The organism is Pseudoalteromonas sp. Z1A2 (assembly GCF_011378755.1).
Taxonomy (GTDB): Bacteria; Pseudomonadota; Gammaproteobacteria; order Enterobacterales; family Alteromonadaceae; genus Pseudoalteromonas; species Pseudoalteromonas distincta.
The window spans coordinates 1-13413 of sequence record NZ_WTKX01000024.1 but is presented as its reverse complement, the minus strand read 5'-3'; the positions used below and the strand labels follow the sequence as shown (position 1 = coordinate 13413).

The following is a 13413-nucleotide window of genomic DNA, read 5'->3' as shown; positions in this document are numbered from 1 at the left end:
CTCACTTTGTGAGGTTTTTTTGTGCTAAATGTATAGAAAATAATGACAACTCAAGCACCTCAACAATGATCAAAACATTTACCTTTTCGTTGCTTAGTGTATTAGCAATTTTTAACGCTAAAGCACAAGAGCTAAAAACCATCGATGAAATCCACACTGCATATAAAAATAATTCTATTAATGCACAGCAACTCACCCAAAGTTATATAAAGCGAATTAATAAACTTAATCCACAATATAATGCGGTTATTAGTTTAGAGCCTACAGCACTTGCTCAAGCTAAAACGTTAGATGAACTTGCCACTAAAGGAACTTGGGCTGGACCATTACATGGAATACCTGTACTTCTTAAAGATAATATTGAGACTAAAGGCACACTTCCCACAACGGCTGGCTCTTTAGCACTTAAAAATAACGTTACTAATAATGATGCTTTTGTTGTTAAACAACTACGTAATGCAGGCGCTATAATTTTAGGCAAAGCTAATTTAAGTGAATGGGCAAATTTTCGTTCATCCTATTCATCGTCAGGCTGGAGTGCCGTAGGCGGACAAACACATAATGCGCACGATGTAACACGTAATCCATGTGGTTCTAGTGCAGGCTCTGCTGTGGCAGTCGCACTTAACTTTGCGCCCATAGCATTAGGGACTGAAACAGACGGTTCAATTACGTGCCCTGCCTCAGTAAATGGAGTTTATGCAATAAAACCGAGTATGGGCCAAGTATCACGCTCAGGCGTTATACCTCTTTCAAGTAGCCAAGATTCAGTAGGGCCGATGGCGCATTCACTTAAAGATGCATTGCTGGTTTTATCAGTTTTGCAAGGTGAAGGCTCCCTTGATGCAACAACTACAGGGTTTGAATTAAAAACAGGTAATCTAAAATCAAAATCGTCACTTATTATTGGTGCACTGCCTAGCGACAAATTTACAATTGAAACGCAGCGCCTTTATGCCAAGCAGTTACAAGCATTAAAACAGGCTGGGCACACTATTATTAATGTAGATATTACTGATAACTTAGATACGCTATTTGTTGATGAATACTATATTTTACTTTACGACTTTAAAGCCGAAATTAATCACTACCTCGCAAGCACTCCAGCACAAGTGGGTGTAAAAAGCCTAAAAGCACTTATTAATTTTAATATTCAAAATAAAAATACAGAAATGCCCTACTTTGAGCAAGATATCCTAGTTCAATCTCAGGCTATTGATTTAACTAACAAACAAAAATACCAAGAGACTAAAGAACGCTATCGCACTTTAGCAACGACAGCCATTGTTAATGTATATAAAAACAACAAGCTTGATATTGTTATAGCGCCTACAGTATCACCCGCCTGGAAGACAGACTTAGTTAATGGTGATAATTTTAATGGTAGTAGTAGTTCGTTATCTGCTATTGCAGGCACAACGCACATAACTCTGCCGGTAGGCAAAGTAAGTGGTTTACCAGTTGGTTTGTCCATAATAGCAAATAAAGAGGGCGAGCAAGCGGCTTATGTATACGCAAATATTATTGATGAGGTGTTATCATCAGGCACAAAAAAACCTGAGTAAACTCAGGTTTTTTTAAACTAAACGGCGTTAACTATGACTTTTTAAGTGACAGTTTTTCGCCTTTTAAGCTTTTACGAACGCTTGAAATACGTGAGCGATTTACTGCTCTCGCTTCACCGGTTGCTTGTCCTGATAACTTGTTAGAACGTGTACGGCGTAAATGCGCTGGTTTTTTACCAATTTTATCAATTAGTACTTCACGGTTACTTACTTCGTAACCTTCTAAATATACACGTTTGATTTTTTGACCGATTAACGTTTCAATTTCAAACAAAGTGTTTTCTTCTTCGCGGCTAACAAATGAGATTGCTTGACCTTGGCGACCAGCACGACCTGTACGGCCAATACGGTGAACGTAATCTTCTGCAAGCCATGGTAAATCAATATTAATTACACGAGGTAAGCCATCAATATCAATACCACGAGCAGCCACTTCTGTAGCCACTAATACACGTACTTTGCCTTCTTTAAACTCACGTAAAGCACGACGACGGTTACCTTGAGATTTGTCACCGTGGCAAACGCCTGCCGGAATACCATCAAGGTTAAGCTCTTTAACAAGCTCATCAGCCGTTTCTTTCATGTTTACGAATACAAGCACTTGTTGCCAGTTTTTCTTACCAATCAATTCAGAAAGTAGCTCTTGCTTACGACGCTCTTCAACAGGATAAACAACATGCTCAACAGTACTTGCTGTACTGTTAGTTTGATCAACACGCACTATTTCAGCTTGTTTTAATACTTTAGATGCAAACTGTTTAATTGCTGCAGGGAATGTAGCTGAGAAAAGTAAAATCTGGCGCTCTTCTGCACAGCTTTTAATCACGTTTTGCATGTCTTCAATAAAGCCCATATCAAGCATACGGTCAGCTTCATCAAGAACAAGGTGCTTAACACTTGCAAGGCTTAAGTTACCTAAACGAATATGATCAAATAAACGACCTGGGGTTGCAACAACAATATCAACACCTTCTTTTAAAGCGTTTGCTTGGCCGGCGGTACTAACACCACCAAATAAACTAACAACTTTAAGTGATGTATGCTTTGCAAAATCTCTAAAATTATTTGCAATTTGTTCTGCAAGTTCACGCGTTGGAGCAAGTACTAACGCATGAGGTGCATTCGTTGTGCTGAGTTCAGACTCAACCAATTTTTGGATGATAGGTAAAGCAAACGCGGCAGTTTTGCCGGTACCAGTTTGTGCACTGGCTAAAACGTCTTTACCTTTACGAACAGCAGGGATTGCTGCGCGCTGAATGGGCGTAAGAGTGTGATAGTTAAGTTCGTCCAACGCCTGGATGATTTCAGGAGCGAAACTAAAAGATTTAAAATTCATGCTGTATAACCTACGGCCACATTATCAAGGGTCGCAAATTATACAGCAAAAACGAGTCAACAGTTAGCTTTAAACTGGATTAAAAGCTAAAAATTAGTTTGTTAAGTCATTAAAATATTGATTATCAACTCAAGAAAGCGTTAATACCTCATTTTGTTTTAATAACTGTGCTTTACCACCGACAACTTCACGTTCGTTAAGCTCATTTATTAATGGCAAACCTACTTTTTGTTGCTCATCACTAAGCGGTAAATACGGTAATCTAAATACTGGATTTACTGCACCTGTCATCATCATCGCAGTGTTAATAGCAATAGGGTTTGGCTCACAGAACAACCAGCTCATTAATGGTTGTAATGACGTATTTAACTCATCATTTTTAGTATCCATTAATTGGCGAAACAACCCAGGAATAAGGTTAGAAGTAACCGAAATAACACCGTGAGCTTTGTGTACATGACGAGCATCATGTGCTTCATCGTCGTTACCCGACCAACACGCAATGCCTTGCTGCTCATACTGTGCAATGCGCTCATTGCCGCCACATTCTTTAATACCAATTAGGTTCGAGTGCTGTGCTAATGGTTCAATAATATCAGGTGTTAGGTCTTGACCTGTGCGACCGGCTACGTTGTAAATAAAGGCAGGTCCAATATCAAGTACGCGTTTAAAGTGCTCTTTAACACCCGCGATTGACGTACGTCCGTAATATGGGTTAATTTGCAGTGCTGCATCCATACCGCTGGCAAAGCCATATTTAGTTGCTTTAATCGCTTCACGGGTGTTGTTACTACCGGTATTACCAACAATAATCAGTTTGTCACCATATTTGTTTGCACTGTGCGCTATAAGCATTAAATGCTCTTCCCAGTTCATTAACTGGCCTTCGCCTGTTGTGCCACCGACTACAATGCCATCAACGCCCGCTGCAATTTGTATTTCAACGAGTTCATCGTACTTTGCGAGATCAATTTCACCGTTTGCTAAATATGGCGTTTTAATAGCTGTAATAAGGCTTGCTTGTTTAATTTTCTCTAGGGTGCGCATAAAAATTCATTATTTATAAAACTTGCGCTATTTGTAACATACTTGCCGGTATTTTTGGAGGTATAAGCGCACATTTAATTATAAAATCGCTTGTGTTATTGAGTTTGGTAATACAAAATGAATAACTGTATATATGAACAGTATTTTATTTTTAACGATACCAGAGGCTTTATGCGTTTATCTGACTACTTAGCAACTCATTTTTATAACACCGATGAACTGTGCCAAGCATTAAACATAGATGCAGATACACTTTTAGCTTGGCAAGAGCGAAGTGTGTTCCCCAAACCAAGTTACTGTATTAAAAGTCAACTTAGCTGCAGCTCATATTCGGGTTTGTATGAATGCGAAGAATATGACGACTATTATCCGCGCGGCTGTGTTAATTGGGGGCAAGGTCTTTTAAAACAAAAAATAGAATCATCAAGCCATGCTTTTAATTATTTTGCGCAGCAATATACTGCAAGCCTAACTAAACTCGCTCAGCAAGGATTTACGTTTAGCGAAGAGCTATTTGGCTGTGAAATAGACGAGCACTTACAGCAAGTTTGGCAACAGTTTTTATGCAGTAAATATGGCGTACTTACTCAAAATGGATTAATAGACGAAATAGTCTCGGTAGACATTGGCAGGCTATTAGTTGACGACATTACAGAACTGCGCAGTAAAGCGAGTTTAAACCAAGAAGAAAGAGCGCTATTACACCCCGCCATAAAGCTTTTAAACAAAGCGCTAGGGCATGGCGCCGATCATGAAAAACAACACACATTACGCACCCGCTATATAGATGCGCTTATTTTAAAATATGATTTATCTATTAAGTAACGCTAAATTTACTTTGATAAAAACGTAGTGCTAACAGACCCTAAGTCTTCGTAACTAACCGTGGTTAACTGATCTGTATTAAGCTCAACAACACCACAATAAGAGCCTGTTATAAACACTTGCCCAGTTTTTAAATTAATTCCCTTTGCTGATAAGTAATTAACCGCCCAATAAAGTGGAAGCTGCGCAAGTTCTGCAGGATGCACACCTGCAAAGTTTAACTCCAGCTCAGTTTGCTTAACGTTAATATTTACAGTATTTGCGTTATACGCTTTGGCTTTATCTATTTGTGGGCCTAAATACACGCCTTGATTAGATAGGCCATCAGCCAGCTTTTCAATGTGAGTGCTTGGAGTGCCTTCATCAAACCTTTTTTGAATAAGCTCAAGTGCTAAATGGGCGCTGGCAAATGCAGTATCTACGTCTTCATTTGTATAGGTTTTATTACTTGGTAAATCGCTTTGTAAAATAAATGCAATTTCTGGTTCTATCAGCGCTTTGTTATTTGTTGTATACAGTGGGCAATTTTCAGCTTGTTTTATAGGTGCATGTAAAAGAGGCGCTAATATAATTGAGCCATCATCTAAAGGCAGCATACACTTCCAGCCATATACAGTTTGATCATTTAAATAAATCATCAACTTTTGTACTTCTATCGCATCGTCAGTCGAGTCTAGTACTAACTCTTTAGGAAAGTTTGAACGTGCTGGGTTTTCTTCTCTTTGTGCTAATAAGTGAGTAGCAATTAGTTTTAGCTGTATTGAGTTGTTCACATAAATCTCTTTAAAATACGTTACTGGTTAAGCAGTAAATAGGAAGGATTACATTATTAATGTATTAGCTTAGGCATTGGAACATCATGTTAAATGCCTATAATTAAAATTGTATTGAAAACAAAGCGTGGCAATTATTTAAGTATCAATAGATTTGAGAGAGCGTAAAAATAGCCCTAAGCCACCAAACGCTAAAATTATAATAACAATCAAATCAAACGACGTCATAGTTCGCATACTAAATCGAACACTCGATATAACACCAAATATTAGTGCGGTTAACGAGCCAAGAGATAGCACCCAGCCTAAAATATTTTTAGAATTATAAAAAATCAGACCCACACCGAAAATAAATGGGATCATAACCATGCCGCCTGTAACGCCAAAGCCACCTAAAGCATTAACACTATAAATGCGAGAACTTAGTCCAAAATTAGAGGTCACCGAAATTGCGTTTAGCAGCATATAAAAGCCACCGCACATCATAATTAAACCAATAAAAAAATGCCCAATACCACCAGAGCTTCCACCAGCACCTTTCATTATTAATTATTCCTTTTATATTTTTGACTTAATAGTTTTAGATGGTAATTGCTCGAGTATTAACATTGACCGCAATCTACATAATCAATCAGTGCAAACGCGAAAACACTTATCGCGTAATTACATGCCAAATAACATAAAACCAAGATAAAAAACCGTGCAAAATTGCCCATAACACAGACTCATTAGCACTCCATGAAATAGCAATTGCTAGGGCCGTACCAAAAGAGACTCCATATTTTACTATCTCATTTTTTGAATTTCTCATTAATTATATTCCTAGTTTTTAACTTATACCAATCTGCTTATATATGGGGTCTATTTAACGTTAAGAAAATTACGCTAGAACTAGGCAAAAATTTTTATATCTAGTTGTTCTAAATAAAAAATTTTTAACGACGTTATAGTGCAATTTAATTCGTTAAATTGATCAAAGATTTATGCAGGCTGGTATTATTAACTGCTTGATTTACTTACTAAAACTGACAACTCTTTACCATCAACATTAATACTTGCTTCTTTGCCTAGTTCAACAACTAAAGAGGGAGCCATATGTTTTCCACCTAGTTTTAGGTCAGTTGCTAAACTAACAGTAGAATCATCAATTGGCGTTACTGTAAGAGCAAAACTATACGAATTATCAACTGAAACTGACGCCTCTTCATTTGAATTGACTACTAAAGTAGGTGAGCCAATTAAGTTTTTATTATCATAAAATTTAGCATTCACTACAAAACTATCATTAGCTTGTGCAAATGAGGCAAAGCCTAACAACGCTATTATTGCGATTAATTTTTTCATTATTATCTCTATATAAATTATACAGTTTAAAGCTGTTAAGGCTTTATTGGCTGTGATTTTTTAGCTAGCAATTTACCAGCTAATGATTAAAAACTTATGTTTTAGCTCTGATGACATAACCAACGCCCAGCGAACTAATATAGAACAACACTCCAAATACACTAATATCAATGAGTAGCTTTAGAATGTCAAAAGTATCTGTAAACACAAGATACTCAAAAGCAAATAAGTGAAATATGACTTTTGATCCGAAATACGCAGCTAATAAAGGGATTACAAAAATAAGGATAGATTGATTAGATTGATTAGATTTATTAATTTCCATACCCATGTCTCCATTATTAGTTTAATTAACTCAGCTCTAAAAATATAACACACAAAAAATATATAAATAGTTTGCTATTTTGAGTCTCTTATTCAGTACCACTCGAACTATTTACGGCTGACTAAAATGCCATGTTATATTTCTATAATTTACACCAGAGAATTTTAATGTAAACAACAAATTAAATAGGCTATATATTAGAGTGGATTGTGATACCAAAACGACTTTTAATAGTTTTATAAACCTCTTTTGATTTTGACGCACTACGCATTAACAAAAAAAGGGTCCTAATAGGTTTCATTGGTATATTGGGGAAGTAGAGTATTTAGGCAGGTTAGAGTGTAAGAATAAAAGGTGATGTAAGTTAACAGCACCTATTTGAGTATTTACTTAGTTATGTAGTTTAGCTAAGTGGTATAAAGCTGCTTAACCAATTGATTTATATACATCAATACTACTATTGGTTAAAAGCCCAGTAACTTGCGTACCAAATGCTTTAAAGTGTGGCTCGTTTTTATGCGCTTCAAAGTGCTCGTCAGACGCCCACTGTTCGCTAACAACGTAATCGGTATGTTCATTATCACTTTTTACCGATAGTTCATAACGTAAGCACCCTACTTCTTGGCGCGATGACTTTTGTAAGTTTTCAAGTGCTGTAAGCATTACATCTGCATCAATATTTTTGCACGACAGTGCCGCTATAACCGTTAACATGTGTATTCCTTTTTAAAAGTTAAGGTGTAGATAATCTACACCTTAAAATATTTAGTTTAACTTTGCGTTTGAGGTAAGTTTACTGATCCCACTGCGGCGCAAAGTCCGGTGTTGCTTGGCGGTCGCCGCAATCAAGACCATCAATGCGGGCTATGTCTTCATCATCTAACTTAACGTGGTCGTTAAAGTTATCTTCTAAGTTTTTGCGCTTAGTTGATGATGGAATTGTCGTCATGCCGCTTGCGTTAACCCATGCTAAAACAACTTGTGCTGGACTTGCATCGTGCTTGTTAGCAATGTCGATAATGGTTTGATCTTTAAGTACTTTACCTACTACAAATGGCATGTACGCAGTTACATGTATATCGTGCTGAGCACAAAATGCACGCAATTTAGTATTAGTTAAATATGGGTGAACCTCAACCTGATTGGTAAATATTTCACGCGAGTCAAGTGTTTGCATTGCTTCATTTAAGTTTGCAATGGTGAAGTTTGATACACCAATGTGCTTAGTTAAACCAAGCTGCTTCGCTTTTAGTAATTCAGTGAGGTATTCACTCATTGGCTCGTCGTTAGCAGGCGATGGCCAATGAACTAGCAGTAAGTCGACCGAATCAACTTGTAGCTTTTCAAGTGACTTTTTAACGCTTGGGATAAAGTCGCTTTTATTTAATTTGTTATTCCACACTTTGGTGGTTAAGAATATTTCACTGCGCGGAATATTACTATCTTTTATGGCTTGACCTACTTGCTCTTCGTTGCCATAAATTTGTGCGGTATCAATATGGCGAAACCCAACTTCGAGTGCCATTTTTACTGAGTTATAGGCAGTGTCGCCCTCTAAGCGGAATGTTCCCATACCTAGTTCTGGCATTTCTATTACACGTTTTGTCATGGTTTATCCTTATAAAATAATCGGTTTTGAAATACAAACTTTTAAAAGTTTTACGAAATACACCTTTTACTTCTTATTACGACTGTCACTTAAAAATCTATGACCTCATAACAGGTATGAGGTCATTAATTTTAGTTTCAAGGTTAGGGTCTGTTAATCTTTAGAGATTACATTTGCAGCAGTGTATTTGGTATTTAGGCAAGGCAGAGCCTATGCAGTGTGGTTGTTCCACATTAATAGGCGATAACGCAGCATAAATGCCAAATACGCGCTGCCTGCAGGTTCTTCCTAGGGTGGATTTACTCTTTGTCCCTCGATTTTTACTTAGCCCACTAGGTTACAAACCTCGCTCCGTGATTAAATCATCCCTAGATTGAACAAATTTAATCCAAAAAGGTCAACAGACCCTACTAAGGCTTTATGCTTGCTGAATTTCACGTTTATCAAGCATACCGCTGTAGCGTGTAACACCAAGTGCTAAAACAGAGTTAACGGCGCCTATCCATGCTGTATCTTGCAGGGTCATGTTCTCTACTACGCTACCGCCAATAATTGAGCCAAGTGCAATACCAATATTAAATGCGGCTATGTTCAAACCTGATGCAACATCCACCGCATTTGGCGTGTGCTTTTGTGCTTGCTTTACAACATAAAGTTGCAAGCCTGGCACATTGCCAAAAGCAAATGCGCCCCATACTAAAATAGTAAGTACAGCGGCAATTTTTGATTCCATCGTAAAGGTAAATATCAGTAAAATAATACTCAAAGCGCTGAATATAATGCTCAGTGCACTAATTGGGCCGCGTTTGTCGGCCAACTTTCCACCCCAAATATTACCTATCGCTACCGATACACCGTAAACAAGCATTATTAAGGCAATAGCCGAAGGCGCAAAACCTGTTTGTTGCTCTAAAATAGGTGCTAAATAAGTAAACGCTGTAAACGTGCCGCCATAGCCCAATATCGTCATTAAATACACCAGTAATAAACGCGGTTTTACGATTACTTGTAGTTGCTCTTTAAACGTCGCTGGTATTGATTGTTTTAAGTTTTTTGGTACTAAAATAGAGCTGCCGATTAATGCAATTAAACCTAATACCGACACAACTAAAAACGTTGCACGCCAACCAAAGTGTTGTCCAATCCATGTACCTAGTGGCACACCAGTTACTAGTGCTACAGTAAGCCCGGTAAACATAATGGCTATTGCACTGGCTTCTTTGTCTTTGCTTACTAGACTTGTGGCAATCATCGATCCGATTGAAAAAAACACACCATGGGCAAGCCCCGTTAAAATGCGCGCAAGTATTAATGTTTCGTAACTTGGCGCTTGCCAAGCAAGTAAGTTACCTAAAACAAATAAGCCCATTAAGCTTATTAGTACCACTTTACGATTCCAACGACCCGTTAAAGCTGTTAGCACCGGCGCACCAATGGCAACGCCAACCGCATATAAACTTACAAGCAAACCTGCTGAAGGTAGGCTTACGCCTAAGTCGTTTGCAATGGTGGGTACTAATCCCACTATTACAAACTCAGTTGTTCCTATTGCAAATGCGCTTAAGGTAAGCGCCCACAAAGCCAATGGCATAGTTATATCCTCATTAATATTTGAAGAATGTAGTTTGGCTAAAATATCATTTGCAAAAAATAGCATTAGTGACAAAATACTTTTGTTAATAATGCAAAGATGGTGTTGGTATACTTATGGCAGTTCATTCAAAAACTGAAGATTTAGAAACGTTTATAACGGTAGTAGATTGTGGAAGCTTTTCGGGAGCGGCTAATTTGCTCGATCAACAGGTGGCTAAAGTGTCGCGAGCTGTATCACGCCTTGAAAATACACTGCAATGCACTTTACTAAACAGAACAACGCGCCGATTAGAGCTTACCGAAGAAGGCCATACTTTTATAAAATATGCGCGCGAAGGGTTAAATACGCTTTATACTGGTGAAGAAGCCATAAAGCTTTTAAAACACGCGCCAAGTGGCAAGCTGCGAATAGATGCGGCCAGCCCTTTTGTATTGCACCAACTTACGCCTTTAATTGGCGAATTTGCCAAGCAATACCCCCACATAACGCTTGATATAACCTCACACGACAGCATTATTGATTTACTTGAACATAAAACCGATTTAGCCATACGCATTGGTGATTTAAAAGACTCAAATTTACATGCTCGTAAACTTGGCAGCAGCCAGTTACGTATTGTAGCCAGCCCAGAATATATAAAAAACAACGCAACAATTACGCAAATAGATGACTTACAAAATCACAAAATAATTGGTTTTAGTGACTCCCCTAAATTAAACACTTGGCCGTTAGTAAGGCCCGCTTTATTTACGTTTTCGCTTAGCGCAAGCAGCGGCGAAACAGTGCGCCAACTATGTATTGCAAATCAAGGTGTGGCACTACTTTCTCACTTTATGATTGGCAATGACCTAAAAACAGGTAAATTAGTTGAAGTGTTACCCAGTGCAGTTAGCTCTCCTAATAACCGAGAGGTTGTACAAGCCGTGTATTATAAAAACAGTGCGGTATCGTCTCGAATTGTGGCTTTTTTAGATTTTATAAAGCCACGACTAAGCTTATAACTATATTAAAAAGCAAGTTAAATTATGCTTGGTTATTAAAAAGCAAACCTGAATTTTTATTATCTGAAGATGATGAAAACATTGAATCCATTAAAGTAGATACATTTTTTCGCACTGTCAATTGTATCGACGATAGCTCACTATCGAGTTGCTTTTTAAGTTCGCTTAGCTCTTCTATCGCTTCCCCTGTGGGCGTATCAGAACTATTGGTCATTTCTCTTATTTTACTCTGTAAATCTTTAATTGACTCGATCGCTTTATTCATTTGAACTGCTGAATTGTCACTCGAATCTTCTGTTTCGCTGCTAATGATAGACTTTGCGTCTTCAGTAGCTGCAGTAGAGCTCGTAGTTTTTTCGGCGTCTTTATTTAAAGAAGAGTCTGCTTTAGCCTCTGGACTTTTACTAGGATCATCCGTTTTTACAGTGTTTTTCTTTAAATTACTTAGATTCGAATAGCTATTGTCATTGTATAACTGTGAAGAAAGAGTTCCAAAATTCATTTTTGCCTCATGTGTCTAAAAATTGACGACTTTATTTTTATAATTAGAAGCAATTATCATTCCAAACATGGTAACAAATTGACCGTCCGCACTTTAAACGGCAACAGGATTTATAAGTCGCCACGGGGTATTATTTTGCTTAATTTAAAATGCTAGGAAAGCTATACTTTTAAAATACGCCTGCGAAAGGCTAAATATTTTATGCACAGATGAAAACGCCATAAAGCTTTAAAACAATCGCCAAATGGCAAGCAGCTAATAGATTCGGCAAACCCTTTTGTATTGCATCAACTTACGCCTTTAATTGGTGAATTCGCTAAGTAATACTCTCACATAACGCTTGATATAACCTCACACGGCAGTACTATTAATTTACTCGAGCATAAAACAGACTTAGCCATACGTATTGGTGATTTATAAGATTCGAACTTACATGCTCGTAAATTTGGCCGTTAGTAAAACTCATTTTATTTACGTTTTCGCTTAGCGCAAGCAGCGGCGAAAAAATGCGGTATCACCGCGAATTGTGGCGTTTTTAGATTTTATAAGGCCTAGGCTTAGTTTATAAGTTCTGCGTATTAATATTGATATTGATATGCTTATTAAACGCGGATTCAAACCTGAAGTGCATAACGTTTAGGCGGCTTTAGCCGCCAAGTGATCCTGCATCAATTTTGCAGGCGTTTCAAATCCAAGTGTCTTCCTCGGACGATTATTAAGTTGCTCAAGTACTGGTATAACTTGCGCTGGTGTTACCGCCTTAAAATCTGTGCTCTTCGGCCAATACTGACGTAGTAATCCATTCGTGTTTTCATTCAATCCGCGCTCCCATGAGTGATAAGGGTGAGCAAAATAAACAGGTACACTTAAAGCCTCTGTGATTTGCTCGTGATAAGCGAACTCTTTTCCATTGTCAGCCGTGATGGTATGAAGCGCTGACCTATATGGCCTTAATAGTTCTATCGTCGCCGCAGTGACGGCTTGTGCTGTTTTGCCTGCCACCTGAGTTGATACAGTGAATTGGGTAACCCGCTCTACAATGGTAACAAGGGCGCCTCGATGACCTTTGCCTATGACGGTATCTATTTTCCAATCTCCGATACGGCCTTTCTCATCAACTATTTGTGGGCGCTCTTCAATGCTAACGCGATTTTTTATTTGCCCTCGGTTTGTTTTACCATGACTGCGCTTGTGATATTTCTTACCGTGTCGGCGCAGATGTAGGTATAAATCACCACCTGCTTTTTTATCTTCCCAGATATACAGATAAATGCATTCATGGCTGACAGACTGTTCACTTTCTTTGCGTAACCATCCCGTTATTTGTTCAGGACTCCACTTCTCATTAAGCTTCTGGGTAATTAAAGCTATCATTTCAGGTGTCATCTTAAGCGGTTTTCTTGCACTTCTTCGGCGAAACAAAGCCCGCTCATGAGCTTGTTTGTGTCTGTAACCTCGCTTACCTGTATTTCTAGAAAGCTCTCTTGAAATC

General features: G+C 38.1%; 14 protein-coding genes and 1 pseudogene. 4 read left to right on the top strand and 11 right to left on the bottom strand.

The window, feature by feature from the left end:
* The first annotated feature begins 65 nt into the window (after nt 1-65).
* A complete protein-coding gene (locus GQR47_RS15580) occupies nt 66-1565 on the top strand; it encodes an amidase family protein (protein WP_165724031.1) in 1500 nt (499 codons plus the stop codon).
* A 31-nt stretch (nt 1566-1596) separates the two neighbouring features.
* Here the strand turns inward: GQR47_RS15580 and GQR47_RS15575 are convergent, their stop codons facing one another.
* Nucleotides 1597-2901 (bottom strand): DEAD/DEAH box helicase, encoded by a 1305-nt coding sequence (locus GQR47_RS15575; RefSeq protein ID WP_002958629.1) that lies wholly within the window; start codon nt 2899-2901, stop codon nt 1597-1599.
* Between the two features lie 129 nt (nt 2902-3030).
* Nucleotides 3031-3948, bottom strand: coding sequence for a 4-hydroxy-tetrahydrodipicolinate synthase (gene dapA / locus GQR47_RS15570; protein WP_154902881.1), 918 nt, complete (start codon nt 3946-3948; stop codon nt 3031-3033).
* Between the two features lie 171 nt (nt 3949-4119).
* Here dapA and GQR47_RS15565 point away from each other — a divergent pair, with 171 nt between their 5' ends.
* A complete protein-coding gene (locus GQR47_RS15565) occupies nt 4120-4773 on the top strand; it encodes a DUF6058 family natural product biosynthesis protein (RefSeq protein ID WP_138490422.1) in 654 nt (217 codons plus the stop codon).
* Nucleotides 4774-4781: 8 nt separating this feature from the next.
* Here GQR47_RS15565 and GQR47_RS15560 read toward each other — a convergent pair whose 3' ends face one another.
* The 7 genes from GQR47_RS15560 to GQR47_RS15530 form a co-directional block, all read right to left on the bottom strand.
* On the bottom strand, nt 4782-5546 hold the full coding sequence (locus tag GQR47_RS15560) for a 2-keto-4-pentenoate hydratase (RefSeq protein ID WP_165724030.1): 765 nt from the start codon (nt 5544-5546) through the stop codon (nt 4782-4784).
* A gap of 138 nt (nt 5547-5684) precedes the next feature.
* The gene (locus tag GQR47_RS15555) at nt 5685-6089 is read right to left on the bottom strand and encodes a hypothetical protein (protein ID WP_002958658.1); all 405 of its coding nucleotides are present in this window, start codon (nt 6087-6089) and stop codon (nt 5685-5687) included.
* Between the two features lie 456 nt (nt 6090-6545).
* Nucleotides 6546-6890, bottom strand: a complete 345-nt coding sequence (locus tag GQR47_RS15550) for a hypothetical protein (protein WP_165724028.1) — start codon at nt 6888-6890, stop codon at nt 6546-6548.
* A 94-nt stretch (nt 6891-6984) separates the two neighbouring features.
* On the bottom strand, nt 6985-7215 hold the full coding sequence (locus GQR47_RS15545; RefSeq protein WP_165724026.1) for a hypothetical protein: 231 nt from the start codon (nt 7213-7215) through the stop codon (nt 6985-6987).
* Nucleotides 7216-7641: 426 nt separating this feature from the next.
* On the bottom strand, nt 7642-7929 hold the full coding sequence (locus GQR47_RS15540) for a putative quinol monooxygenase (RefSeq protein ID WP_024605502.1): 288 nt from the start codon (nt 7927-7929) through the stop codon (nt 7642-7644).
* A gap of 79 nt (nt 7930-8008) precedes the next feature.
* Entirely contained in the window at nt 8009-8824 is an 816-nt protein-coding gene (gene dkgB / locus GQR47_RS15535; RefSeq protein ID WP_165724025.1) for a 2,5-didehydrogluconate reductase DkgB, read from the bottom strand.
* Between the two features lie 418 nt (nt 8825-9242).
* The gene (locus tag GQR47_RS15530) at nt 9243-10415 is read right to left on the bottom strand and encodes an MFS transporter (protein WP_165724023.1); all 1173 of its coding nucleotides are present in this window, start codon (nt 10413-10415) and stop codon (nt 9243-9245) included.
* A gap of 116 nt (nt 10416-10531) precedes the next feature.
* Between GQR47_RS15530 and GQR47_RS15525 the strand changes: the two genes are divergently transcribed.
* The gene (locus GQR47_RS15525; protein ID WP_002958663.1) at nt 10532-11419 is read left to right on the top strand and encodes a LysR family transcriptional regulator; all 888 of its coding nucleotides are present in this window, start codon (nt 10532-10534) and stop codon (nt 11417-11419) included.
* Nucleotides 11420-11441: 22 nt separating this feature from the next.
* On the opposite strand, the gene GQR47_RS15520 is transcribed toward GQR47_RS15525, so the two are convergent.
* On the bottom strand, nt 11442-11921 hold the full coding sequence (locus tag GQR47_RS15520) for a hypothetical protein (RefSeq protein ID WP_165724021.1): 480 nt from the start codon (nt 11919-11921) through the stop codon (nt 11442-11444).
* Nucleotides 11922-12090: 169 nt separating this feature from the next.
* Between GQR47_RS15520 and GQR47_RS20530 the strand changes: the two are divergent.
* A pseudogene (locus GQR47_RS20530) lies at nt 12091-12338 on the top strand (LysR family transcriptional regulator); the annotation flags it as partial.
* Nucleotides 12339-12557: 219 nt separating this feature from the next.
* Here GQR47_RS20530 and GQR47_RS15515 read toward each other — a convergent pair.
* A partial coding sequence (locus tag GQR47_RS15515; protein WP_165724020.1) for an IS30 family transposase occupies nt 12558-13413 on the bottom strand: 856 nt, incomplete at its 5' end.

Bases quoted from the DNA above. Each gene is read 5' to 3' on its own strand.
- dkgB (WP_165724025.1), bottom strand. From the start codon at position 8,824: ATGACAAAACGTGTAATAGAAATGCCAGAACTAGGTATGGGAACATTC.
- GQR47_RS15580 (WP_165724031.1), top strand. From the start codon at position 66: ATGATCAAAACATTTACCTTTTCGTTGCTTAGTGTATTAGCAATTTTT.
- GQR47_RS15555 (WP_002958658.1), bottom strand. From the start codon at position 6,089: ATGAAAGGTGCTGGTGGAAGCTCTGGTGGTATTGGGCATTTTTTTATT.
- GQR47_RS15550 (WP_165724028.1), bottom strand. From the start codon at position 6,890: ATGAAAAAATTAATCGCAATAATAGCGTTGTTAGGCTTTGCCTCATTT.
- GQR47_RS15565 (WP_138490422.1), top strand. From the start codon at position 4,120: ATGCGTTTATCTGACTACTTAGCAACTCATTTTTATAACACCGATGAA.
- GQR47_RS15525 (WP_002958663.1), top strand. From the start codon at position 10,532: ATGGCAGTTCATTCAAAAACTGAAGATTTAGAAACGTTTATAACGGTA.
- GQR47_RS15575 (WP_002958629.1), bottom strand. From the start codon at position 2,901: ATGAATTTTAAATCTTTTAGTTTCGCTCCTGAAATCATCCAGGCGTTG.
- GQR47_RS15530 (WP_165724023.1), bottom strand. From the start codon at position 10,415: ATGCCATTGGCTTTGTGGGCGCTTACCTTAAGCGCATTTGCAATAGGA.
- GQR47_RS15540 (WP_024605502.1), bottom strand. From the start codon at position 7,929: ATGTTAACGGTTATAGCGGCACTGTCGTGCAAAAATATTGATGCAGAT.
- dapA (WP_154902881.1), bottom strand. From the start codon at position 3,948: ATGCGCACCCTAGAGAAAATTAAACAAGCAAGCCTTATTACAGCTATT.
- GQR47_RS15545 (WP_165724026.1), bottom strand. From the start codon at position 7,215: ATGGAAATTAATAAATCTAATCAATCTAATCAATCTATCCTTATTTTT.
- GQR47_RS15520 (WP_165724021.1), bottom strand. From the start codon at position 11,921: ATGAATTTTGGAACTCTTTCTTCACAGTTATACAATGACAATAGCTAT.